This window comes from Terriglobus albidus, assembly GCF_025685425.1.
Classification (GTDB): domain Bacteria; phylum Acidobacteriota; class Terriglobia; order Terriglobales; family Acidobacteriaceae; genus Terriglobus; species Terriglobus albidus.
Window position 1 is genome coordinate 170,345 of record NZ_JAGTAS010000053.1, and the last position, 24,770, is coordinate 195,114.

Genomic DNA, 24,770 nt, shown 5'->3' on the forward strand with positions numbered 1-24,770 from the left:
GAGGCGAGCAAAGGGCCGCGGAGTTCTATCTCCGCGACCCTTGCCGCAATCGTACCGCTACCTACTCATAGCGGAGCGAAGTCATTGGCGTCACCCGCGAGGCCTCGCGGGCTGGATAGTAACCGAACAAGATTCCTACCACGGCTGAGAGACCGAACGAGATGAAGATCGCGAGGGGGGAGATACTCGTCGACCAGGCAACCATCCTGGTAATGGAGCCGGAGGCAAGCACTCCAAACAGGATGCCGAGCACTCCTCCCGTAAGGCTCAGCGTCACCGCCTCTATCAGGAACTGCAGCATTACCTCATTCGACCGTGCACCCACCGCACGCCGAATGCCGATCTCCTTTGTACGTTCGGTCACTGAGAGCAGCATGATGTTCATGATGCCGATACCGCCGACGATCAGCGAAACCGAAGCGATGCTGGCCAGCAGAGCTGTCATGGTACGGCTTGCCCGGTCGAGGGTCTTACCTAACTGCTCCAGTGTCACTTTATCGAGGTTAGTGACATTCCCGGTGATAGCACGCGCGATATCGGTGCGCATGCCTCCCCGCGCCAGCGACTTGCGTGCCTGGCTGGAGACAACGAAGTCATCAGGATCCTCGTGCGCCAATCCATGACGCTGCCGAAGGAGAGCTGCGATGCTCTTCGTTACGCGCGTGACGTCGCCGGTTGAGACAGTGGATACGGTGATCGAGTCTAGCGCCTGCTTGCCAAGCAGATTCTGCCCTGTCGTTACCGGCACATAGATAGCATCGAATTGATCGTCACCGATCGCTGCCGGCACCATCCAGCTACTACTGCCAACCACTCCGACAACATGAAAGCTTCTTCCCCGGATCGTAACGTTCCTGCCTATCGGATTCGCATTTCCGAAGAGCCTCTCTGCGGCAATGCTTCCTAATACGATCGTGTTCGCAGCAGTTGCGATCTCATTTCCGGAGAAGAAACGTCCTTTCGTAAAGGTCCATGCCCTTCTTATAGAAGGCAGATCCTTTCCCTCTCCATGCATACGTGTGTACCAGGTAGCATCAGCAGCTTTGACCAGAACGTTCTCAGCAACTCCGGCGGAGGTCCACTGAACACCATTCAGATCGGCAATCGCATCTGCATCGGAGAGGCTGAGCTTGTCAGAAGCTCCAAGACCTGCCGCGTTCTCACCGCTATGAGCGATCCCCTGTTGCGGATTCGTTCCCGGCTGGAACACTCTTGTCAACGACACAGGAGACGATGGCTTCCACGTTAGAGCATTTTCCCTGTTGCTGGGTATCCCGGAAGGAGCGTGCAGCGGCATTTTCATTGCGGAAAACGCCCATAGACGCGGATGCTCGACTCTACACCTACAGGGAAAATGCTCTAGCGTTCGAAAACGAGCACGATAGCCCTCTGGAAGATAGGCTGCTGGCTCTTCCGCCTCGCCCTGGCTCGTCCACTGCTGCTGCATCTTGTAGTTGCCGGAGCTGACGACGATCACGTTCATACCAGCGGCGCGGACCTGGTCCTGAATTGCTGCCTGTGCTCCGCTGCCCAGGGCAATCATGGTAAGCACGGTAGCTACACCAATCGTCATGCCACACATAGTAAGAATCGTCTGCAGCTTATTCCGCTGCAGCGCTCGCCAGGCGATGGCTGTACTCTTTCGAATCGAAGTGAGGTCTGCCATGCGGTGTCTTACTCGAAACGCAGGGCGTCGATGGGATTCAGCTTCGAAGCACGGCGGGCCGGGTAGAAACCAAAGAAGACACCGGTGGCCGCGGCGATGCCAAACGCCATGGCAACGGCCGTGGGGGACACGGTGGCATCCCATTGCAACGTACGTGTGATGGTGAATGAAGCTAGAAATCCGAGGATGATTCCGAGAACTCCCCCTGAGACGCCGAGGGTCACGGCTTCGACGAGGAACTGCATCAGGACGTCGTAGGAGCGTGCCCCAACCGCGCGACGGATGCCGATCTCACGCGTCCGTTCCGTGACTGAGACAAGCATGATGTTCATGATGCCAATGCCCCCGACGATGAGTGAGATAGTCGCGATTGCAGCTAACAGGGCCGTCATCGTCTGCCCGGCACGGTTCAGGGTTCCGGACATCTCCTGCATGTTGACCTGATCCATCTGAGGCATATTAGCGAGAATGAAGGCGGCCACAGAAGTATTCAGCCCCTTAGTCAGAGCCTCCGAGGCCTGTGTCTTGACGGTGAAGTCATCCGGAGTTCCGCTCATAGTGGCGCCCTGCAGACCTCCCAGGCCGAGGCCGGCAGAGGTTGAGGGCTTTGGGACCGACTCGAGTTTGTGACGTGAGCGAAGCAGCGGGACTATATCCCTGGCGACGTCTGAGGCCTTGCCGGCTTCTTCCGCCGAAACCATGATGTTCGACAGATAGCTGATACCAAGCATCTTCTGCAACTTGGTGTAAGGGATGATCGCCATCTGCGACTGCTCTTCGTCGCTGGTGGAGAAGACGCCCTTCACCTTGAACTTTTCACCGTGGATCTCGATCTCTTCTCCGACTGGATTGACATCGGCAAAGAGGTTATCCCCCAAGGTGGCGCCGATGACAGCCACATTCTCGGCGTCCTCCACCGCGCCTTTCTTGAAGAACTTCCCTTCTTCAAAGTTCCAGTCATACATCTCAGCGTAGTCCGCATCGACGCCATAGACCTGGGTGTAGGTCTTGTCGTTGCCGTAGGCTACCCATCCGCGCATGCGTGTCAACGGAGAGACATGAGCCACACCTTGCACCTGGGAGCGGATAGCTTCGGCGTCGTCAGCAATCAGGTTGGTGGCTGAGCCTAGGCCGGTGGCGATCTTGGACTCTTCTCCGCCGCGTGTAAAGTTGCCGGCACGCACATTGATAAGGGTTGTGCCGGCCGATTTCACATCCTTAGAGACAGACTGCTGAGCTCCGGTGCCAAGAGCGAACATCGTCAGCACCGCTGCGACGCCAATAGTCATACCGAGCATGGCAAGGCAGGTGCGCAGCTTATTGGTTTTGAGAGCTTTAACCGCAATCTTGAAGCTTTTGCTGATCACCATTACTCAAACCTCAACGACGTCAAAGGTGCGACGCGCGATGCTTCCCGAGCGGGATAGTAGCCGAAGAAGACGCCGACCGCTGCGGAGATGCCGAACGACAACACGATCGAAAACGGCGAAACGCTAGTCGACCACTGTACGACATGTGAGATAGAGATTGCGGCGACAACGCCCATCAGAATGCCCAGCAGACCTCCAACTACACTGAGTGTTACTGACTCGTAGATGAACTGCATCAGAACTTCCTTCTCACGTGCACCGACGGCGCGGCGAATGCCTATCTCGCGGGTGCGCTCCGTGACCGAGAGCATCATGATGTTCATGATGCCGATGCCGCCGACGATTAGCGACACAGTCGCGATACTGGCCAGTAATGCAGTCATCGTCCTGCTGGATTTATCGAGGGTCTTGCCGAGTTGATCGAGCGTGATCTTTTCCAGGCCGGAGACGTTTCCGGTGACCGCTTGCGCCACATCCGGACGGAGACCACCTTTGAGCAGCGCCTTACTGGCCTGACTGGTCACGGTGAAGTCGTCGGGATGATTGGTATCGATGCCGTGGCGCGAGCGTAGAACGGTTGTAATTGTCTTTGCGACACGGGTTACATCTCCGGTCGACTCTGTCGTCACAGTAATATCGTTGAGCTTCGTAAGATTGAGCAGACTCTGCATGGTGGTCACAGGGATATAGACGGCGTCAAACTGGTCATCCCCGGCTTCGGGAGTTACCATCCAGTTCGCGCTGGTAACGACGCCGATCACCTTAAACGGCTGCTTCCATAAGGAAACCGTCTCGCCGACAGGACTCTTATCACCAAAGAGCTTCTCCGCGACAATGCTTCCCAAAACAACAACCTGCTCCTTATTCCGCTGTTGCCTTGCGCTGAAGAATCCGCCGTGAGTGAATCTCCAGGATCTGCGTATCTCAGGCAGTGCACTACCGTCGCCGTGGACACGTGTGAACCAGCGGGTATCGCCGCTGGCAACGTGCACGTTCTCATGAACGCCTTCGACCGCATACTGTACCCCCTTGATCTCGCGGACAGCCTCGGCATCATCAAGCGTCAAAGTTGCCGCCGCCCCAAGGCCAGCCTCTGAGTCGCCGAGACGCTGGCGCGAAGTTGGGTGATCGTGAACTGCAAACGGATCGTCTTCCGGATGAAACATCGCAAGCTGCAGATGTTCAGTCTCCGGATTACGGAGGCGGCCCATCTCGATGGCATCATCCGGCGGGCGCTCCCGCTGGGCCTGATAGTTACCTGCGGTGACCAGCAGCATGTTCATTCCGGCTGCCTTGACTTGGTCCTGGATCGCCCGTTGCGCTCCGCTGCCGAGAGCGATCATCGTCAAGACGGTGGCCACGCCGATAGTCATGCCCAGCATGGTCAAGGCGGTCTGCATCCGGTTGCGCCGCAGCGCTTTCCACGCAATCACGAGTGTATTGGGTAAGACCACTACCTCACCTCTTCGACGGCAATCGGCAGACTCTCCAGTTCCCCGCTGGCGTGGCGCCGGCTGTCGTTCGCTACGTCCGTAAGGATGTTGCCATCCTTGAAGGTCATGATGCGCGAGCCGTAGGCGGCTACATCCATCTCATGGGTGATGAGCACGATGGTGATGCCGCGTTCACGCTGCAACGACTGGAAGATTTCCATTACTTCGATCGATGTTTTGCTGTCGAGATTTCCAGTTGGCTCGTCCGCCAGCAGGATGGATGGATTATTGAGCAACGCGCGTGCGATGGCGACACGCTGCTGCTGTCCGCCCGAAAGCTGGTTGGTATGGTGGTCCCAACGGGACTCCAGACCGACAGACTCCAGTGCGGCCATGGCGCGCTTCCGGCGCTCCGCTGCGGAAACATTCCCGGTACCGTACAGCAATGGGAGCTCGACATTTTCCAAGGCCGAAGTGCGGGTGAGCAGATTGAATCCCTGGAAGACAAAGCCGATCTGCTTGTTCCGGACGAGTGAGATCTCGTCATCGCTGAGGCGGGAAACATCGCGCCCATCGAGAAAATACTGCCCGCTGGTCGGCTGATCTAGACACCCAAGGATGTGCATCAGTGTCGACTTCCCGGAACCGGAAGGGCCAATCACCGAAACGAATTCGCCGGGATAGATATCCAGCGAGATCGAACGCAAAGCATGGACCTGGTGCTCACCGACATGATAGGTCTTCGTCAGGCTACGAACGGAAATCACAGGATTCATGACGAATGTCTCTTTCTGTGTATGGACCTCTAGCAGCGCCCTGAAAGACGCTGCTGGAGGTCGTTACGTTGATGGAGACTTACTTCGAGGCCGCGGAGGTCTTTGGCTTCGGTGGAACCGTCGTGATCTGCGAGTAGTAGTAGATGCTGGCCGCGACCAGTTTCTCGGCCCCGGCCATACCGTTGTCCCACCGTGAACCTTCAACCGCATAGTACTCGTTGGCAGCGTGAGCCCGTCCCCCTTGTCCGCCGCGAGCACCCATACCCATCGGGATGGAGATACTGCCGACCTTCTGGCCGACTTCACCATCGGCAAAGAGATAAGAGGGCCAGTAGCCGCCGGTCGCTTCCGCCTGCGAAACGCCCAGGGGCTTATCCTCGCCGAGGAAGTTATAGTGCGATGCCATCATGAATGGCCCATTGCGATCGGCGGTGACACCGAGCAATTCGCCTGCCCTCTTATGCGCGTTGGAGATATCGGTGTCGGGAGACGATCCGCGTGACCACGGCACATCGCCGATCAGTTTGATCTCTACGTCTTTGTACCCATTCTTATCCAACTGGGCGCGGAGCTTCTTGATCAGATCCGGGCCGTTCATCTTCGGCACATAACGGAAGTTATGCTTGGAAGTGATCTTGTTGGGAAGGATAGCGCCCGCACCGCCGGCATACATATTGCCTCCCCAGATACCATCGAGGTTAAAGCTGGTGCCGAAGCGGCCATTTTTCAGAACTTCGACCGGATCGTCGGACATATAGCGGGCAACTCCCTGGTTCTTCGCCATCTGCTCCAGATTCGTATTGGCGGCACGCTTCTTGAGCTCATCTATCTGCTCCGGCGTCGGCTTCTCCATGTTGTCAAAGAAGCCCTGGATCAGAGGCGTATTGCCATCGAGAGAGGTAAGCGAAGCCAGCATGTGGATATGACGCCATGCCGGGGAGTCGGTTGTGCGCTTCATCACGCCGTGTACGTCGCTGACTGTAGGACCGCGGCCCCACTTGGTACCGCTGGTAGTGAGCTCGACGTAGACGCATCCCTCAGAGGGACCACCGGCGTACAGGGCGTCTGCTTCCTTCAACAGGTCCGAGTGATCCTGAAAGAATTTGCGCAGACCGATATCCATGCGCTCTTCGTCACCTTCTGCGATAAAGATCAGGTTCACGGGCAGCTTGCCGTTTACCTGCTTGTACGCCATTAGAGCGTTGAGCTGAGCCATCTCTGGGCCCTTGGAGTTGGTGGCTCCGCGGCCGATCATGACACGAGGAATATTCGGCAGACCTGCGTCTTTACCTGGAATAATACGACCCTCGAATGGAGGCGCAACCCACAGGTCGGGCTGTGTCACTGGCATGGTGTCGTACTGCCAGTAGATAGCGACGGTCTTCTGCGCGCCCTCGTCGCACTTGGCATAGACGACCGGGTTACCTGGAGTGCCGTACTCGGTAATGCCAACATCGATCACGCGGGTCGTCTGGCAGCCGAGCTTATCGAAGAACCCCTTCACCATCTCAGCCGATTCCGGAATACCTTCTCCTGAGTTAGAGATGGAAGGCTGCTGAATCCATTTCTGCAGGTTCTCGACATGTTCGTCGATATGAGCATCAATGTAATCGAATACCTTCTTCAGTTCCGGTGGAGCTTTGCTCTCATCAGGCCCCGAGTTACTGGCACCATTCGGATTGATTCCCAGCTTTGGCTTGCTGATTACCGATGAAGTCTTGGTTGCTTTCTTGTTGCACGCTACCGGTCCTGCAAGCAGACCGATCAAACACACAGCCATTAACCTGGATCGCATGATCTTCGAAAACTCCCTGAATGCAAATAGAAGGGCGTCTGCCTCGCGGCGACGCAAGTGAAAACCGTTTTATCGCTCTGAAGCGTGTACGACGGAACTACGGACTTCTAAAGTGTTGATCCGGCTATCTAAGCCTGGGATTCTTCTTGAAAACCCGGGACGACTGACACCTGTGCCTGCCATGCGAGAACGGAAAAATGGCATGGAAAAATCGGCAATAGCAGAGCTGTCTCTTGATGAAGCAAGCCTATGGGCAGAGGAGAAATCGTGTCAAGGCAAGTTCTTCTATCAAGAAACAAGGTTTTTCAATTACGCGCTTCCAGTTTGTAAGCAGAGGGTTTGTGCGCTATAGTCACAGCAAAATCACGGTACGTTCTTCCGTGAACCTCACTCACAATGCCCAGCCGGGCAACAGATTTACATCGCAGCGCTATCCATTCATCCTTCCGGGGTTTGTATGAGAGTCACCGTTGTTGCATTTCTTCTTGGTCTGGCAGCTTGTACCGCTTCGTCGCCAGCCGAGACGCTAAAGGGCGTTTCAGCGCTGCAGGGTGAAGCCGCACAGATGGACGGCTATCTGAAAGCGACCTCTGCCGCTAACCCGCTTGAGCAGAAGCTCGACTTCTGGATGACGCTCCCGAAATCGCAAACACCAATCAAGCAATATCAGGTTGAGATGACCCAGAAGCTTCATGTCGTGCTTGTCAGCGACGACTTTAAGACCTTTCTGCACATTCATCCGCAACTCTCCCCGACCGGTCACTTTCTGATCACGCAGAAGTTCCCGCGTGCCGCGCTGTATCACGTCTATGCTGATGGAGAGCCCAATAAACTCAATCACCAGGTCTTCAGGTTTGAACTGTCCATCGGTCAGACTGCGTCAGCCTCTCGCAAACTTCCGTCGACGGGTATGGGAGTCCAGGTTGGTCCATACGAGGTAGACCTTTCGACGGTCAGGCTGCACGCCGGACGGATGGAGATGATCGATGTCGAAATTCTGAAAGACGGTAAGCCGGCGAAGGACCTGCATCCGTATCTCGGGGTTCCCGCACATGCAGTCTTTCTGAATGACAAAGATCTGAGTTATGTTCATGTCCATCCAATGGCGATGGACGGCGACATGGATATGTCAAAACCCACGCCGGAGATGCCGGACTCCGCTTCGTCCCCAGGAGAGCTGATGCTGCACGTCGCCATCAAGGAAGCCGGAACGTACAAACTGTGGCTACAGTTCCGCGGCGCCGGCAACCAGCTCTACATTGCCGAATTCACCATGCTTGCCAGCTAATAGGAGAGAAATCAGTCGTGAATCTGAAGACATGTGCCCTTGGTTTTGCAATGACCGTAACCGCCTGCGTCCCCATTGCCATGGCCCACGCCCATCCTAAGGTGATGTTGCCAGCGGCCGATTCGGCGGGGCCTGCTCCCGCAAAGATCGTTGTCACCTTCTCGGAACCTGTCGAGGCGAAGTTCAGCTCATTGTCTTTGACCAATGAGAAAGGCACGGCGATTGGGACAGAGAAGTCGGCAGGCGTTACTGGAGATCCCAAGACCCTGACGCTTGCAGTGCCCAAGCTTACGCCCGGCGATTACCTGGTGCATTGGGTCTCCGTTGCTCCGGATGGACATAAAATGCAAGGTGAGTACAAGTTCACGGTGAAGTAGACGTGCTTTCTGAAGGACAACTGCTGGCGTTGCATGTACTGGCAAGCGGTGTAGCCGATGTGGCCTTCAGCCTCAGCCTGGGGGCCCTCGCTGCATTTATCTGGAAGACGCTTCCTGCTACGTATGGCAGGAAGCTCTTTGTGTTGATCGGACTGGCTGCCTTGCTGATAGCAGCCGCACAACCGGTACAACTGGTTATATTGACAGCCGGCATGACGGGCGCTGCCAGCTTTTCGGAACTCGTGCCCCAGTTTCGTGATGTACTGTCGACCCATGCCGGTTGGATTCTGCTGCCACAGGCAATCGCGGCTGGAGTTGCCGCCGCAGCAGCTCTGATTCCCTTTCCGCGGCGATCACGGCTGGCGTTAGTAGCAGCTTCCCTGTTTGTACTCTCCCTCTTCCGATCGGCATCCGGCCACGCTGCATCTGACGGGAACTACTCCCTCCGCGAGCTTTCACAGTGGATCCATCTGGTCGCCACTGGGGTGTGGGCTGGGGGCGTCATGCTCTCCGCATGGCTTCTATCTTCGTTTGCGGATACCGAACAGCAATATGCAAATGGAAACAGGCTCTCCATGCAGTCGGCGACAGCGATCGTGTTCATCTTCATGAGCGGCATCTGGAATACATGGCTGGGAGTCGGCGGAGACATCCAAGGCACCCTGCATACGCGATGGGTGCTGCTGCTTGCCATCAAGCTATTGTTTGTTTTAACGGCACTCGCTCTTGGAGCAACAAACAGGCGAACCCTCCAGCATCCGCCCACGAAGCAAACCATGCACCGGCTCTGCGTTACCCTGCGCGTGGAGGCTGTGTTGATGCTGGTCATTCTGCTACTTTCGGCATGGCTCGGAAGTGTCGCCCCAGCAGCTTGAGCCTGGCCGCTATGTCCTTCTTTCCACAGCAATCTCGAATCTTTGCCGGAAGATAGACACAAGCTGCCCATCTTCTGCTACACTCAATCTTGTTGTTGGTTGATGGCGGTTCCTCCTGTGGGAGTCCAGTCCAGAGCCGGCCACTAGGATGAGAGTTGTCTGCGCCTGCAAGATGCTCGAGTCTGAATCCCATCCAACTTGCAGTTGAGGCAAGCTGGGGACGTAGCTCAGTTGGTTAGAGCGCTGCCCTGTCACGGCAGAGGTCGCGGGTTCGAGCCCCGTCGTCCCCGCCATATAAAGCAAAGAACTTAGCTTCGTATGGCATCCCAAGTGACAAGTAAATCCGGGTCCATTACGCTCCAGCCTGAGCTTTCTGCGGGTCCATCTCGCCCGCGTTCTGACCCACGCCGGGAATCATCATCCTTACAACCTTGCTCTGTGGCCCGCTTGTTCGAGGTCACGGCCTGCGTGTACACCTCAAGCGTGATCCTGCTGTTGGCGTGCCTCAAGAGTTCCTGTACGGTTTTGACGTCTTCCCCGTTCGCCTTAAGCAGTGTGCCGAACGTGTGGCGGAAGGTGTGCCAACCGATTTCAGAACGCAACCTGCCGTTTTCCGATACCGGCTATAACTCAAACTCCTCCATGTGCGAATGACTATTGATACTCATCTTGTATCGACAGATGCGAATGTAACGTAACTTGTTCCCAGTCGGAATGGGCTCGGCATTCTCAGGTTCCTGTAGCTTGCAAGTGAATTTCATCGGAGACCTAATGCAATACAAGAAAGTGACTATCCTTCTCGCTTGCGGAGTACTCCTTTCGGTTATATCGAGATTACTTGGGCCTCAAGGACGCGGCCTCACGATAAAGACCGAGAATGGCTTTCACTACGTCCCATTCAGCCAAATATTTTCTTGGCTCACATTAGCAGGCTGCTCTGTTGTGGCGAACGCTATGATGCTCCTTGGCATATATCGATTCTTTCGCGGTATTAGGGATTAAGGGAACATCCTACGTGCCCCAGATATGGCTTCGTCAGATATGGGATACCCGGTTCGTGGCAAGGTCGCCACCCTGGCCCGTCTGAATTGAGTTAGGGTGCGGCAGCGAGCATCCCCACCCTCGACCGCATGGGAGCCCCGCCCTCGACGGCATGGGAGCCATCGCGCCGGAGCCCACGCCGCCCACGAACACATCGAAACCGCCCATCTAGCCCCCGCACCGCGTTGCTCGCCGCCATGACATCCGCGTGCTCAGGAATCGATTTGGGTCAAAAGCAAAGATCGGCCGAGGCCAGGGCAAAAGTTTACAGGGCAAAGGTCTCGGGTCCGACGGGTCCAATAAACGTTGCCAAGAGGGATTCAGAGCGCTCAGGTTGCCGTCCGTTACGCCTGGTTTCAATTAGTTGCGCGACACAGATTAGCTGTCACGGCAGAGGTCGCGGGTTCGAGCCCGCCGTCCCCGCCATCATTCTGAAAACCTGGAACTCGCATGCGTCAAGAGGTTCCGAAACCAACCTCGAACACGACCTCCGCATCTCATTTATCCCCAATCCGCCAACCAAGGAGGCTTTGACAATAGTTCTTTCTCATTCGGGTTCAGCGTTAGCGGCTTCTTCTATTAGGTGATCCAGACGTTTCGGGTGGTGACTATGCCATATCCTCGTTGTCCACAATTGGACCTTCTTTCAAATCGGCTAATCGACACGTATCGAGTATCGAGCGGCGGCGATTTCATGTCGATCGAAGGTGTAGCCGCGGCCCTTAATCCTGCCATCATCGCATTGAAAGAGGCGATTCGAGAGCATAAGCGGTCCTGCATCCTTTGTCAGAAAATCGCGGCCGATCTGACCGGCCGATCGGTTACAAGGAAAGTCGCTTGACCTATCGGTCCAAGTGTTGCTCTTGTCGCCAGACTTCATAGAGTACCCACGCGGCATCCAAAATGGGTATGTCCGCGCTTAATCATGGTGAAATCCCCGTTCTGATTGTTGGTGCAGGCCCTACCGGTCTGGTGCTGGCTCTCTGGCTCACGCGTCTGGGTGTGCCAGTCAGGATCATTGACAAAGTCTCTGAGTCAGGCACGACTTCACGTGCACTGGCCGTACAGGTCCGCACATTGGAGTTTTACCGGCAGATCGGACTGGCGGAGGAAGTAATAGAGGGCGGCCGGCGGGTTGACACGATCAGCTTCTGGTCCGGAGGAAGGCAGCGGGGGCGCTCCGCGGCATTCGGTGATATGGGCAAGGGACTTACTCCCTTTCCATATGTACTGATTTTCCCGCAGGACGAACATGAAAAGCTCCTCATTAGGCGGCTTGCTTCCCTTGGCGTGGATGTGGAGCGCCAGACAGAGTTGCTCGGCCTACAACAAGTGGACAAGCATATATTGGCGCGCCTAAAGAGACCTGATGGCTCTGAGGAGAGCTGTCAGGCGGTATACGTTGCGGGGTGCGATGGCGCCCGCTCAAAGGTGCGCGAGGAACTAGGCATTGGCTTCCCTGGAGGAACTTACGAACACCTATTTTACGTAGCCGATGTGGACGCGGGGGGCGCCGCCATCAATGGCCAACTCCATGTTGCTTTGGATACGGCAGATTTTCTGATTGTCTTTCCACTGAAAGACGACGGTCGTGCTCGACTGGTAGGGGCCGTCCGAAGAGAACCGGAACAGGCAGATGAGAAGCTTTCCTGGGACGACGTCAGCAAAGATGTCGTCAACTGGATGCGGATCGACGTAAAAAGAGTGAACTGGTTCTCTACCTATCACGTGCATCATCGTGTCTCCCAACAATTCCGGAAAGGCCGCAGCTTCCTGCTTGGGGATGCAGCTCATATCCATAGCCCGGTCGGAGGCCAAGGCATGAATACCGGCATCGGGGACGCGGTGAATCTCGCCTGGAAGCTGGCTGCGGTGCTCAATGGATGTGCAAGCGAAGCGATCCTGGATAGTTACGAACCGGAGCGGATCGACTTTGCGCGCCGGTTGGTAGCGACCACCGACCGGGCTTTCAGCCTGGTCACCAGTAGAGGTCGCATCGCGCGGCAGATAAGACGAAACATTGCTCCGTTTGTTATTCCGTCTTTTTTTGAAATTGGATCATTTCGCAGATTAATGTTTCGAACCGTTTCACAGACCGTCATCCACTATCGACAGAGTCCGATGAGCACCGGCAAGGCTGGAGAGATCCGCAGCGGAGATCGTCTGCCGTGGATCGCAAATGCCTTTGGAACCGAGGACAATTTCAAGTTTTTGACGACGCTGCAATGGCAGGTTCACGTCTATGGCGAGCCATCGCCGGAACTTTCGACTGTCTGTCGCAGCAGGGATTTAGCGCTGCATGCCATTCCCTGGCGAGCAGAAATGGAACGAGCCGGGCTGAAGCGTAATGCGCTCTATCTCGTGCGGCCCGATGGACATATAGGTTTGGCAGACCCAATCGGGAACCCAGCAAACCTCCGAGCCTATCTTGACCGATGGAACATCAAGCCCTCTGCCTGACATTCTCTGGCAAGCAACTGCCGATGCGTTTTGGCTGCGACTAGAGCATTTTTCCTGTAGGTGTAGAGTAGGGCCTCCGCATTTATGGGCATTTTCCGCCGCTTCACGCCCTTTAGAAATACCCGACAACAGGGAAAATGCTCTAATTCTTACTTATCTCATCGGTCATGACAGCTTTGCATATCTCACAAGAGATCAACGGAGTCGCCATTACTGAACTACTTTATTGAATGGCCGAGATCGTCGCAGCAGTTCGGTTTGGCTTGTATATCATATCGACGATAGCCTTCTTCTTGTGCAGGCTTCCATTTTGTAAGCAGACGTGCTGATTCCGCTATGCTGTCCCCAGATGGAATGTCAGGATAGCTGTCGGTCTCGTCGGACCATGCCTGTTCCCATCGCGCCAATTCTTTGTAGAAGGGGTTGGCATCGTCGGCGGGGCGCTGGTATTCCAGATGAAGACCTCTGCCGGTGAATCGCTTCTCTCCCAATGGCTGACTGACGAGGTATTCGAGGAAATGCCTCCATCGCGGAATATAGTAGCCACGAATCAGGCCACTCCATTGACGATTGGAATAGTCAAAGAGAAGCGCATTCGGTGCGCTGGGACCCCAGACTGTTATCTGCAGACGGGCATTCCTTTCATACTGTCTGCGCTCTTTTGGTGTTGTTGCCCACTTCTTTGCGGAGTTCAACCAGACACCTAGCAGGTATTCTTTACGGGTTCCAAGCAGCTTATCCATATCGCTGGCCAAGTCCAGAAAGCGTTTGGCGGCGTTGGCTAATTCGATGTTGTTCTGGCGTTCGTATGCGGTCGCGATATCTCGATGGAGGACGATAGAAAGATCAGCCAATGCCTGTCGAGCCACGTCGACAAGATCAAATCGGTAGTTATCGACGGTAGCGAAGTCGGATGCCCCTTTCTGAAGAAGCTCCCACGCCTGCCATACCAGGTCGGGATTGTAGTGACGTTGAAAACTGGCATTGGGCGCTGCCCGATCGAGATAAAGCGCCGGACGGGAACAGATCGGGCTCTCCATAGAGCCACTCTCAGCACCATTTTTGTAGAGCGATTGCAACAAAAGAGCCCAGGCCTCTTGTACAGTACTCATGTTACGGCCATACCGGGCACTTATCTCACTGCGCAGCCACTGAGAGGCATCGGGTGCGGAGTCCATCCAGGCAACTTCCGTCGCAGCATCGTAGAAGACCGGGTTCTGCTCTGTGCCTTCGGGAAAAACTCCGATGCCGGCTTCATTCTTACCCCATTGGCCATCAAGCAAGTCAAAAGGGTTGCTGAGCGCGGACTGGAGACTGCCTCCCATGAAGACGCGGCCACCATAGTTGTGCAGTACGCCGGTCACATAGCTGCGGTCCCAGAAGCCCTGATTCTTCTGCGCGTTTCTCCCTGTAAGGTCGAGCAGGATGAGATTGTCCTTGGAGATGCTCGTTACGATCGGCTTGCGTAACGACCATGTCTGCATCGCGATGACAGCTTTGGTATCGACCGCGCGAAGTGTCGCAAGAATCTCTTTGGCGACGTTTTGCAGATAAGACTCTGTGCCGTTCGGTGGCTTGCTCTCGTGAAAAGGATCGACGCCGTAGAGGTGATCCGTGCCAAAAAGCTTTTGCTGCTCTTCGAGGAAGGCGATACCCATCTTGCGGAAAAGCGGATCGAGAGGATCGAGCTGCGCCGTACCATCAAAGACATTGCACCACTTTGGCTTTAATTGAATATTGGCTTCGGGGAATTTCTGTTTCAGCATTCGCGGCACGACACCCACAAAGCCTTGCAGGATTGGGGTCATGCCAAAGCTGCGTTCACGTTCGAGAATCTGCCGGCCCAGCACGATGTGGGACCCGATCCAACTCTGTGGCAATGGACCGCCCCAGCCTTCGAGGTTCGCCATCCATTGCCATGCGAAGAAAGCCGGACCGCAGAGAAAGGCGCGGATTTCGTCATCCTCCATACGAAAGCGGCGAAGTGTATTCTGCCAAACTGCTTCCTGCCCAGTAACGGCGAGCGGCATGTTGATTCCATGCATCGCCATCCAGTCAATCTCTCGCTGCCATCGTGGCCAGTCCCACCAGGGCGCGGTATAGCTGAACGTGCAGTAGTTGAAGTAAGAACGATAGCGGAACTTCGTTACTCGACGGACCGGCTTTTGGACTACTGGAAGCGGCGCATGTAGAGGCAGAGCATCGTCCCACCAGGTCTTCTGGAGATAGCAGTGGTATTTCAGATAATGATTGAGGGCCGATGCGATCGAAACGCCATTGTTACCGCGAAGCACAATGCGTCCGTTCCTGCTATCCAGTCCAAAGACATCTGCGCCGTTTTCAGGAGAGACCACCTCGATATCGAATTTGTCTGCAACATTCGGGACAACACGGCCGAGCAGTCCTCTTGCTGTCGCGATGATATCTTTCTCTTCCAGTGCGGCGACATGAGGCGTAGCCGCTCTGAAGAGCTTTGGAGCAACGGCGAAAGCCGCCGCTGAACCGATAATTTCAAGAACATTGCGTCGAGAGAGATACATTCGCCTTCCATTCCACCGATCTGAGCTATTTGAAGAACGTGCTGACGTTTCACTTTGGCGTAATACGGTAGGAAGTTCCCTGGCGCGTATCCATCGTGAATTGACCATTCATCCCTGGGGACAAGGTTTGTATGAGACCGCTGCCAATAGTAGTGACAGCAACTGGCCTCGAGCCCCAGGGAGATTGCACTGTGAGACGACCACCGTGCTCACTCGTAAAATCGATATTCAGGACCGATCCCTTGCTCTGAGCGCTCGTGACCAGATAACCACCCTTGGCACGGAGACGCGTGAAAGAAGCATCCATGGTTGCGGGCCAGTCAGGAAAAACTCTTAGCACGCCAAGCTCATGTTGCAGGAGCATTGAGTTGAGCGCCTCGATAGAACCGGAAGTCTCGATCCCTCCGCCACCCTGGGCTACGGAGAGATTGCTGGGACGCCACTGATGAAGGATGGCTGCACGAAACTTATTGACGAGATCGTCGGCAGGCCAGCCGATTCTAGCGGCGACAACGAAGATCTTGCAGAAGCCATTGAAGGAGTTGCCGCCGCGGGTGACACCCCAGGAGTTCATCTCTTCCATGGAATTTTTGGCTATTTGTAATTGAACTGCATCGCCTCCGATCGCCAGGTTTTCTCCTGGGTAGACCAGGCCTTCAAGATTGATCGGTTGATTGCCAGGCTCAAAAAGGCCATGATCGGTTATGTCGTTCTTGATGCTTTTAGCGATGTAATAAACCTGCTTCCCGTTAACCTCTCCGGAGGGATAGGGAGCGAGGTTGTCGATGAACGCTTGCCATATTGGACGCAATTCCGCGTCGACGTTCAGAACTTTGCTGGTTTCGATAAGCTCTTCAGCTATGCGCCGGGCAAAACCAATATCAAGATTGGGATCGACATCATCTCCGCCCTCGTGAGCCGCGCTATGGACGAAAGACCATTTACCGTTCTCGTCCCGCACTGCAAAGTCGCGCCAGAAGGCGTCGAGGCCTTTGAGGATCGGATAAAGTTTTTCCCGCAGAAAGTGGGTATCTCCGGTGTACTCGTAATAAGAGATGAGCGGAAGAACACTGAAAGTGGCGTTTGACTTCTGATCAGCAGGGAGTTTCTTGTAATCCTTGACTGGAGCTATCGGAACAAGAGCAGGCGCAGGCTGAAAGTTATTGAATGGGGTGAAGGTTCGCTGAAATGAGACTCCCTTGTAACCAGCGAGTGCAGTCCTATTGGTCTGCCATGGGACCTGCGCGATAACCATCTCATTGTAGGGTTCGGCTAGCTCTGCCCGGTTGCTGGAGAAGACGCCATAGTACGGCGCTTCCGCGTTATAGTTCATGAAGTAGCGAGCACCCCATGCAGCCTGATCAGTAGTGATAAAGCTGCCGAACATGGAGGTGGCAAGTTTGCCGGGCCGATTCGTGCTACCGAGCACATAAAGCGCCCCATAGTAGTAGTCATGCAATGTTTCGTCATGGACATCGATGAAAGATTTGAGCCAGAACTGCTTCCACCATTCCTCATGCCTGGCTTCCGCTTGCTGAATGCCGGCCGGTGAGATTTGATCGGCGCGAGTAAGCGCCTTCTTTACGAGACCGTCGACAGTAGGGCCAGACGGACCCATACGACTGTCGCTTTCAAAGGTGGTGACAATCCAGACCGGAGCACCGCCTTTCAAGGTGATTTCTTCTGTGGCCTGGCCGGCTGTATGGGTTGCGTTTCGAGGCGTGGAGCCGATCGTTCGCACGCCAATGGCGACTCGAGAGGTGTATGCGTCAGGTCCTTTCAAATCGTTCTGGCGTGTGACCCACAGATCGTTGTGATCGGCGCCCGCAGTGCCTGGATAGCGGTCAGGCTCATCGGCATCTGGCTTGGGTAATACGAGCGCAAGCGCCAGGCTTACACTGGGACTTCCTTTATCGGTCTGCACCTCAACCAGGAACGTGTTGGAATCGTCCGCAGTGAAAGAACGGATGTGGATGGGAGTGCCATTGAGCGTCAGATTGGTCGTAACCTGCGCATGCAGGATGTCCTGCGCCATGCGGTACTTTGTTGCGCACTGGCCGCCAGCCGCTTTGAACGAAAGCGAGAGACTCCCGAGAGAGAGGATCGATATTTCCTGCCGATGGCGCGGCTTATTGCTGTAACTGCCCCAGAAATCGCTTTTGCCGAAATAAAAGCGCGGCTCGGACTCGGTTCCTCCGGCAACAACGCCGATGTCGCCGTTACCCATGATCGCTCCAGCGGTGAGCTTTGACGTGACCACGTCGGCCGGAGGAGCCTCTGCGATTCCCTGAATGGGTGCGAGAAGGGATTGAACTTTGTTCCAATCCTTGTTGCGATCCAGGGACTGGCCAACCATGCTCGTTGTGGCGATGGTGGCGGCAATTAGACAACTGTTGAAGCTGATTTTGATCACAAGGGATCGCATGTTTCCTTTCCACATCGAGGGCATGAGCCGGAACGAGCTACAGCACCGGAAGAGCTTTGTGCAATTTTCTCTCCGAATGATCGCTCCATCTTTCCAACTCTTGCCCTATCCTGTCATGACGCGCATGACAAAAACCGTTTGCTATTAGTAATTGATGCGCAGCGCCAACTGTAGATAACGGGGATTGAGCGTGCTGCTCAACCGCCCGAAGTTGGTATTGGTCTGAGCAGGATTCGGGTTGCTTGCGCTTGCGGCTGTGGCAAATGTCGCCGCACTGTTTACGCCATTGAACTCCGCATGGTTGAAGGTGTTGTAGGTCTCAAGACGAAACTGAACGACCAACCTGCCTTCTACCGGAATGTTCTTGAAGAGCGCGGTATCGAAGTTCGTGACGCCTGGAAGGTAGTAATTGACCTTCGGAGCATTTCCTGTCTGACCCAGCACCGCGGGCTTAGTAGCCGTGCCAATGATACCGGCCATGGGTACCTGGACCACACTGGTATTGAACCACTGATTGAAGGTGCGAGGCGCACCTTGCATTGGATCGCCTGTAAGGATCAGACGTGCTCCATCGCCGCCACCTGTAATGTTCGCGCTATTGCTGGTTGTAAAGGTGAACGAACCGGGTGCGCCACTGAGATGTGAGGCGATGCCGGAGATCTGCCAGTTGTCCAACAGTGCTTTCGTGGCGAAGTTTCTCCAGAGCCCACTGACATGGGGGAGGCTCCAAAGGTAATTAGCTACAAGGTTATGCCGGATGTCCCATCCCGCAGGCCCGTAGTTCCAGGAACGAAGAGGCTGATACAAGGCAATCGTCCCGTTATAGGTGTCGGTGTAGTCCATCGACTTAGACCATGTGTAGGAGACACCGAACTCAAGCCCTTTGGCGAAGCGGCGGCTGACACGAGTCTGCAGCGAATTGTAGTTAGAGGTGAGATTGAAGTTCTGCATGTTGATGGTCCCGAAGCCGGGATAGGGACGGAAGAAGTTGTCCGATAGGGTGCCGCCGGCGGCGCTCTGGTTGACGTATTGAAATTCCGCGCCGTAGGGAACTTCGTTGATAGGGGTATAGTTGCTGAGATGGCGGCCCAGCGTGCCGACGTAGGCCACATCGAGGACGGCGCCTGTCCGCAAGGCCTGTTGAATGCCGAGGCTCATGTTCATCGTAGAGACCTGCGGCGCGTGTAGCGGGATGACATGCCCGATCGTGAAAGGCCCGCTTAGACCGCCTGCAGACTGAAAATTGCTGAGATTGCCGTAGTATTGCGTCGGAGAGTTGGCCGTTGGGGAATTGAGCGCCATGTCACCCGACTGCCCCGCACGTGCCCGAACGTTGTAAAAGATGCCATAGCCACCGCGAATGACGGTCTTGCCGGCGCCATGAGGATCGTAGGCGAACCCGACGCGGGGGGCGAAGAGTATGCCGTTTCCGTAGAGTGTTCCCTGCGGATAGCCGGGGGTGTTGACATACAAAATGCCGTTATTAAGGTTTCCTGTTCCAGGCACAAAAAGGCCCCCGTATGCTGCCGGGACATAGGCCCCGGTCCTTGGATCCTGGGCCTGCGCGAGGCCATTTGAATCTTTGTGCGAGGTCGGTTGATAGAGAAGCGGCGCCTGGCCAGGGGTGTACAGGCTTGGCACAAAGTTATTGCCAGCCGCTAACCGCTGCGCCATCGCCCATGAGTAACGAACACCATAATCAAGGACCAGCTTACTTGTCACCTTCCAGGTGTCTTGCGTGTACCACTCAAAGGTAATGGTGCGTGGCTTGAAATTGGCCAGCTTGGTGACTTCAGTCATCGTGTTGAAATTGCCCAGAACTGCGTTGGAGTAGGCGTAGTTACTGTCATTGATATTGCTGGTGTTGGACGCATAGGAGAAGTTGCCAACGCGGTTGTTGGCAACCTGCAGATAAGAGTCCGTTTGTGCGTCCACGCCAATCTTGACGGTGTGCGATCCCAGAATCTTGGTGAGATTATCCGTAGCGCTGAAGGATCTAACCTGATCCGCCATCGGAAAGCGATAGTCCCATGAGAGCGCCGGAGAGTTCGTGAGGCCGAAGCTTACGCTGGGAAGCAGGTTACGGGGATTTACACCTGGGTACAACGCTGCAATGTTGTATCCGTTGGGATCCAACTGGGCCTTAGCCAGGTCAGCATCGTTGTATAGCTGATGTTCGCTCCAGCCCGCGGTTCCCAGGTTAATTTCGTTTACCAGTGACGGGCTAAAGGTGCAGATCGTGTTGATTACAAAGTTCGGATTGGCAGTTCTGTAGTTTATGGGCAAGAGCCAGGGTGCGGGAGCAGCCGGGGAGCTATGGCCGCTGTTATTAACAGTTTCAAGGTCGCCTCGACCAAAGACGTGCAGTTTCTCCGTCGGGAAGTAATCGATACGGAAGATCTCCTGATTGACCGGTGCACTGGCTGAGTAATTGGTGATGTAGTTGTAATTGCCGGCGCTGATGGCGCGGTTATTAAAAGCAAAACCAGGGTTGGCGCCAATGGTGTTGTTATAGAAGATTTTGAGTAGCGCTTGACCCTGCGCATTGAGTTGGCTGACAGGAATCTTATTTCCGGGATAGCAACCGGGCCCCGGGGCGCCGCTCGCCGGGCAGCTTGCGGTGGTCTGTCCGGGCATCTTGATGTTCTTTAATACCTGATTGACGTTGCCCTGCGCATAGGACTGCGAGAAATCTCCCGAGATCTCGAGCGGAGTTGGGACGTAGTAATACTTGAGCCCATCGGGTGACGTAATCGGCGAGTTCTCCAGCGAGACGAAGAAGAATAGCTTGTTTTTCGCCGAGTTAAGGTGGCCAGGCCAGAAGATTGGGCCTCCAAGGGTTCCCCCGTATGTGTTGTAGCGATAACGTGGGCGAGCCTGACCGTTGAACTTGTTGAAGTAGCTATTGGCGTTCAAGTCTTCGTTTCGGAAGTAATAATAGAGCGCACCATGGAACTGGCTGGTGCCGCTCTTAGTGACGATGCTGATATTCGCCCCGGCAGTCTTGCCGTACTGTGCCTGATAGTTGGCCGCCATTACGGTGACTTCGTTGACAGCATCGAGGTTGAGTGGAGTGTCCAGGCTGTTGTTTCCGCGCGTGTTGCCAGTAACACCATCTACGGTAGCGGAGTTGTATTCGCTGTTGACTCCATTGATCGTAGGAGTGGTAGCTGTACCGAGACTGGTTGCGCCTCCCCCTCCCACAACGCCTGGCATAATGCGCAGCATTGCCATGGTGTCTCGGCCAATGGCGAGCAGATTGCTGATCTGGTGGCTATCGAGAACGTCCGAACGCTCGGAACTGGAAGTCTGGATCGGCGTGATATCTGCCGAGACGGTGACAGACTCGGAGGTGCCACCGACCTGAAGGATGAGCGTACCGGCGCTGAGATTCTGGTTGGCACTGAGCCGAAGATCTACTTTGCGCAGCACCTTGTAGCCTGGGTACTGAATCGTCACGCTGAACGTGCCCGGCTGGATATCCGGAAAGATGAAGTCGCCGTTTGTCCGGACTCGAGTCGAGACGGAGACCCCTGTCTGTTCGTCGGTCAAGATGACTTCGGCATTGACCACGACCGCGTTGCTCTCGTCAACGACATGCCCGCTGAGAGTCGCGCTTGAGGTCTGGGCAATCGCCATGTTCGAACCGAAGCATAGAAGTATGGCGATCCATGCAATTGCAAGCGAGGGGTTGAGCATTGCCTGAACCTTTGCGGCGGCGCCGGCCATCAGCCTCTGAACCTGGTGAAAAAGAATAGACATCCGTGCTGTCTCCCGATCGTGTAATGCATGAAGGTACGGCGCAGGTCATGCTTGTCCCCGGCACTTCAATTCCTGTATTGCTATTGGTGTCGGAGAATAGGCGTGAGTGTGCTTACGGGGATGTTCACGAAGCAACGTATTTCACTGTGACAAACAGGTGTTGACGCGTAACCGACGCAAAATGAATACGTTATGGGGCAGTGTTAAGCGATGTATCAAACGGAGGAACGGGGGCGAATGAGGGCTGGGGAGCGCATCAAGGCGCTTCCGGAGACCTCGGACGACCGTTGGAAGTTGGTAGAGGAGATCCTGCAGTCCCCTGGTTTCTCGAAGGCCTCACGGCTTTCCAGCTTCTTCTCCTATATCTGCCTCCATACACTCCGGGGCAACTCCGTCAAGCTGAACGAACGGCAGATTGGTATCGAGGTCTTTAACCGAGCTGAGACCTATAATCCCGCCGAAGACAGCATCGTAAGGGCGAGCGCCCGAATCCTCCGGAGCCGGCTCGAGCATTACTTTTCTTCCGTCGATCCCCGCTCGAAGTGGATTATCTCGATCCCAAAGGGCGGTTATGTTCCCACTTTTGAGCTGCGCCCGGCGCTTGACGTTCCCGGTGAGTCCCCTGCCGTCACTCCTAAATCACAGCCGGTTATCCCGCCAACTCAAGGCTGGCGGCGCGCTCTGATCGCTACTGGCATATCAGTTGTGGCCCTCTTGATCGTCTGCTCGTGCTGGCTTCTCTTCAGAAGCCATTCAGCACCCCTAGCTGGAGATCGGATGTGGTCTGAGTTATTGACTCCCAATCGCAGAACCTTTTTTGTGCCTGCAGATAGTGCTCTGTCTCTGCTTCAAACAAGCCAGGAACATGCTCTGCCATTGACCTCTTACATGAACCATGACTACCGGGCACTTTTGGGTCAGCCGGGGAGCGAGCCGTCCGCAGAGACGTTGCGGCGGTTTCGAGATCATCCGGATACAAGTATTGCCGACCTTAATATGGCATTTCGGGTCGGACGGCTGCCCCAGGCAAAGAATGCTCAGCTTGAGGTTCGCTACACCCGTTATTTGACCTTTGGAGATGTCAAATCCTCGAACCTGATTCTGTTAGGAGGCGTAAGAGCCAATCCCTGGGGGCAGTTGTTTGCGGACAAGATTGATTACAGCGTGGGCAATGATCCAGCCAAAGGAGTCGACTTCGTAGCCGTGCGCTCTCCGCGCGATGGTGAGCAGGCGCGCTATAGTGTCGATCCTGTAGCTGCGGATACATATGGGTTCGGCATCGTTGCATTTACTTCGGGAATCGACGGTGTGGGCCACGCCCTGCTGCTTGAAGGCACCAGCATGGCTGGAACGGAAGCAGTCTGTGATTTCGTGCTGGATCAGAACGCTTTGTCTTCCTTTGAAAAGAAGGTAACGCGACCCGATGGACGTTTAGGCCATTTTGAGCTGCTGATCAAAGCGAGAGTAGTACAAGGAAACTCTTCTGCACCGGAGATCGTGGCCTATCGTCTTTTGCCTTAAATGATCTAGCCCGAATGTCCCCAGGACAGAATCGAATAGGCCCGTTATGTCTCTCGCGGGACAGCAGCGCTGGAAGGGGGAATGTTGGGCGGGATCGGGATTCTGGCGGCATGAACGGTAAGTAGCTGAGTAGCTATGCGAGTTGCGGCCCTCCCCTTTCGCTGCATCGCTTCCGGTTCATTATTGGCCGTCCTGTTGGGTGTTGTCGGACCCACCTCCGCTGGAGAATTCTGCCTCTTCAGAGGCGATCCTCAAGCGAGTCGACGAGATGTCGGGGCTAAACCAGCATGATCGACGATCCGCGCAGTAGTCGCATCTCAGTTAGAAAATCACTTTACACGGATTAGTGTGTGTGTGATGTTGTGTAGGCGAGCCTTGGACAATTCATTTTCGGAGCGATGAGCAATGTCTTCTCCTGAAACCGAAGTCTTAATGCTGTCGATTGGACACTACGTTCCTCGTTGCCTCCATATCGCTTCAGAGCTGGGTATTGCCGATGCGATTGACGAGGAACCCGTGTCATCCTCTGATTTGGGTGGGCGCCTCGGTGTCCACGCCGACATCCTGGAACGTATCCTCACTTTACTTGCAACAGAGAACGTCTTCCAGCGGACCGAGCAGGGCTGGACTCATACGGAACAATCTAAGGTATTACGGTCGGACCATCCACGGTCACTGAGGGCGTATGCGCGTTTGCATGGTAGTCCCGCTCTTTGGCATGCAGCCGGAGCGCTAACCGAATCTGTATATAGCGGCAAATCCGGAATGGAAGAGGCCGTAGGCTGCGACGTCTGGGAACATTTTGCCAGGCACCCTGAAGCGAGGCGTGTCTTTGATGATGCGATGACTGCGAAATCCCATGCAGAAATCGACGCTCTCTGGGATGAAATCGATCTTACCGACTATGGCGTCGTCGCTGATATCGGCGGCGGCCGGGGACACCTGCTCACAGCTTTATTGAGCAATGCGGCCTCGACGCGCGGCATCCTGTTCGATTTGCCTGAGGTGGTTGGCGGGTGTGAGCCTCATTCGCAAATACAGATCCGGGCTGGAAATTTTTTCAAAGATCCATTACCCGAAGCTGATGCCTATCTGCTCTCTAATATTCTTCACGATTGGGAAGATGAACCGTGCATACGCATTCTCAGCGCAATTCGCAGAGCCGCGCCTACTGGAGCAACCTTGTTCCTCATAGAGAACCTCTTGGACCAAAGTGAAGGACCTCATCTCTCCAAGGTTCTCGACGTTATCATGCTGACCGCCACCGGAGGGCGGGAGCGCACACAGGCCCAGTACGATAGTCTGTTGCGTGCATCCGGCTTTGCTCTGAAAACCGTCCTTCCCACATATTTGCCTTTGTCAGTGCTGGTAGCTCGGGCGGTCTAAAGAGAGGATGATTGGAAGTAATGAAGCCGACTTCATTGCCTTGCGTAGCAAGTGT

Annotated in this window: 15 protein-coding genes and 1 tRNA gene; 7 read left to right on the top strand and 9 right to left on the bottom strand. The window is 55.2% G+C overall.

Annotation, left to right across the window (positions count from 1 at the left end; genetic code table 11):
• Window positions 1-61: 61 nt before the first annotated feature.
• The 5 genes from OHL21_RS12870 to OHL21_RS12890 form a co-directional block, all read right to left on the bottom strand.
• Complete coding sequence (locus OHL21_RS12870; RefSeq protein WP_263417676.1) at window positions 62-1,666, bottom strand: ABC transporter permease; 1,605 nt, start codon at window positions 1,664-1,666, stop codon at window positions 62-64.
• Between the two features lie 8 nt (window positions 1,667-1,674).
• Window positions 1,675-3,036 (bottom strand): ABC transporter permease, encoded by a 1,362-nt coding sequence (locus OHL21_RS12875; RefSeq protein ID WP_263417677.1) that lies wholly within the window; start codon window positions 3,034-3,036, stop codon window positions 1,675-1,677.
• Window positions 3,036-4,490, bottom strand: a complete 1,455-nt coding sequence (locus OHL21_RS12880) for an ABC transporter permease (RefSeq protein ID WP_263417678.1) — start codon at window positions 4,488-4,490, stop codon at window positions 3,036-3,038. Before OHL21_RS12880 ends, OHL21_RS12875 begins: the two co-directional genes overlap by 1 nt.
• The gene (locus OHL21_RS12885) at window positions 4,490-5,245 is read right to left on the bottom strand and encodes an ABC transporter ATP-binding protein (protein WP_317889982.1); all 756 of its coding nucleotides are present in this window, start codon (window positions 5,243-5,245) and stop codon (window positions 4,490-4,492) included. The genes OHL21_RS12880 and OHL21_RS12885 overlap by 1 nt, the downstream gene beginning before the upstream one ends.
• Window positions 5,246-5,324: 79 nt before the next feature.
• A complete protein-coding gene (locus tag OHL21_RS12890; RefSeq protein ID WP_263417679.1) occupies window positions 5,325-7,040 on the bottom strand; it encodes a M20/M25/M40 family metallo-hydrolase in 1,716 nt (571 codons plus the stop codon).
• Between the two features lie 457 nt (window positions 7,041-7,497).
• On the opposite strand from OHL21_RS12890, the gene OHL21_RS12895 reads away from it, so the two are divergent.
• The 4 genes from OHL21_RS12895 (at window position 7,498) to OHL21_RS12910 (ending at window position 9,873) form a co-directional block, all read left to right on the top strand.
• Window positions 7,498-8,328, top strand: coding sequence for a hypothetical protein (locus OHL21_RS12895; protein WP_263417680.1), 831 nt, complete (start codon window positions 7,498-7,500; stop codon window positions 8,326-8,328).
• A gap of 17 nt (window positions 8,329-8,345) precedes the next feature.
• On the top strand, window positions 8,346-8,705 hold the full coding sequence (locus OHL21_RS12900) for a copper resistance protein CopC (RefSeq protein ID WP_263417681.1): 360 nt from the start codon (window positions 8,346-8,348) through the stop codon (window positions 8,703-8,705).
• 2 nt (window positions 8,706-8,707) lie between these two features.
• Complete coding sequence (locus OHL21_RS12905; RefSeq protein ID WP_263417682.1) at window positions 8,708-9,580, top strand: copper resistance D family protein; 873 nt, start codon at window positions 8,708-8,710, stop codon at window positions 9,578-9,580.
• Window positions 9,581-9,796: 216 nt separating this feature from the next.
• A tRNA-Asp gene (locus tag OHL21_RS12910) sits at window positions 9,797-9,873 on the top strand.
• Window positions 9,874-9,888: 15 nt separating this feature from the next.
• Here OHL21_RS12910 and OHL21_RS12915 read toward each other — a convergent pair.
• Window positions 9,889-10,182 (bottom strand): tyrosine-type recombinase/integrase, encoded by a 294-nt coding sequence (locus tag OHL21_RS12915; RefSeq protein WP_263417683.1) that lies wholly within the window; start codon window positions 10,180-10,182, stop codon window positions 9,889-9,891.
• Between the two features lie 1,348 nt (window positions 10,183-11,530).
• On the opposite strand from OHL21_RS12915, the gene OHL21_RS12920 reads away from it, so the two are divergent.
• Complete coding sequence (locus OHL21_RS12920) at window positions 11,531-13,081, top strand: FAD-dependent monooxygenase (protein WP_263417684.1); 1,551 nt, start codon at window positions 11,531-11,533, stop codon at window positions 13,079-13,081.
• A gap of 218 nt (window positions 13,082-13,299) precedes the next feature.
• Here the strand turns inward: OHL21_RS12920 and OHL21_RS12925 are convergent, their stop codons facing one another.
• From OHL21_RS12925 to OHL21_RS12935, 3 genes are all read right to left on the bottom strand, one after another.
• Window positions 13,300-15,621, bottom strand: a complete 2,322-nt coding sequence (locus OHL21_RS12925) for an alpha-N-acetylglucosaminidase (RefSeq protein WP_263417685.1) — start codon at window positions 15,619-15,621, stop codon at window positions 13,300-13,302.
• Between the two features lie 49 nt (window positions 15,622-15,670).
• Complete coding sequence (locus OHL21_RS12930; RefSeq protein ID WP_263417686.1) at window positions 15,671-18,046, bottom strand: glycosyl hydrolase family 95 catalytic domain-containing protein; 2,376 nt, start codon at window positions 18,044-18,046, stop codon at window positions 15,671-15,673.
• A 144-nt stretch (window positions 18,047-18,190) separates the two neighbouring features.
• The gene (locus OHL21_RS12935; RefSeq protein WP_263417687.1) at window positions 18,191-21,808 is read right to left on the bottom strand and encodes a TonB-dependent receptor; all 3,618 of its coding nucleotides are present in this window, start codon (window positions 21,806-21,808) and stop codon (window positions 18,191-18,193) included.
• A gap of 237 nt (window positions 21,809-22,045) precedes the next feature.
• Between OHL21_RS12935 and OHL21_RS12940 the strand changes: the two genes are divergently transcribed.
• Window positions 22,046-23,329 carry a hypothetical protein gene (locus OHL21_RS12940; protein WP_263417688.1) on the top strand — a complete coding sequence of 428 codons (1,284 nt, stop codon included), beginning with the start codon at window positions 22,046-22,048 and terminating at the stop codon, window positions 23,327-23,329.
• A 405-nt stretch (window positions 23,330-23,734) separates the two neighbouring features.
• Window positions 23,735-24,715, top strand: coding sequence for a methyltransferase (locus OHL21_RS12945; RefSeq protein WP_263417689.1), 981 nt, complete (start codon window positions 23,735-23,737; stop codon window positions 24,713-24,715).
• Window positions 24,716-24,770 lie beyond the last annotated feature (55 nt).

Bases quoted from the DNA above. Each gene is read 5' to 3' on its own strand.
- OHL21_RS12885 (WP_317889982.1), bottom strand. From the start codon at position 5,245: ATGAATCCTGTGATTTCCGTTCGTAGCCTGACGAAGACCTATCATGTC.
- OHL21_RS12875 (WP_263417677.1), bottom strand. From the start codon at position 3,036: ATGGTGATCAGCAAAAGCTTCAAGATTGCGGTTAAAGCTCTCAAAACC.
- OHL21_RS12925 (WP_263417685.1), bottom strand. From the start codon at position 15,621: ATGTATCTCTCTCGACGCAATGTTCTTGAAATTATCGGTTCAGCGGCG.
- OHL21_RS12920 (WP_263417684.1), top strand. From the start codon at position 11,531: ATGTCCGCGCTTAATCATGGTGAAATCCCCGTTCTGATTGTTGGTGCA.
- OHL21_RS12935 (WP_263417687.1), bottom strand. From the start codon at position 21,808: ATGTCTATTCTTTTTCACCAGGTTCAGAGGCTGATGGCCGGCGCCGCC.
- OHL21_RS12890 (WP_263417679.1), bottom strand. From the start codon at position 7,040: ATGCGATCCAGGTTAATGGCTGTGTGTTTGATCGGTCTGCTTGCAGGA.
- OHL21_RS12930 (WP_263417686.1), bottom strand. From the start codon at position 18,046: ATGCGATCCCTTGTGATCAAAATCAGCTTCAACAGTTGTCTAATTGCC.
- OHL21_RS12870 (WP_263417676.1), bottom strand. From the start codon at position 1,666: ATGGCAGACCTCACTTCGATTCGAAAGAGTACAGCCATCGCCTGGCGA.
- OHL21_RS12945 (WP_263417689.1), top strand. From the start codon at position 23,735: ATGTCTTCTCCTGAAACCGAAGTCTTAATGCTGTCGATTGGACACTAC.
- OHL21_RS12895 (WP_263417680.1), top strand. From the start codon at position 7,498: ATGAGAGTCACCGTTGTTGCATTTCTTCTTGGTCTGGCAGCTTGTACC.
- OHL21_RS12940 (WP_263417688.1), top strand. From the start codon at position 22,046: ATGAGGGCTGGGGAGCGCATCAAGGCGCTTCCGGAGACCTCGGACGAC.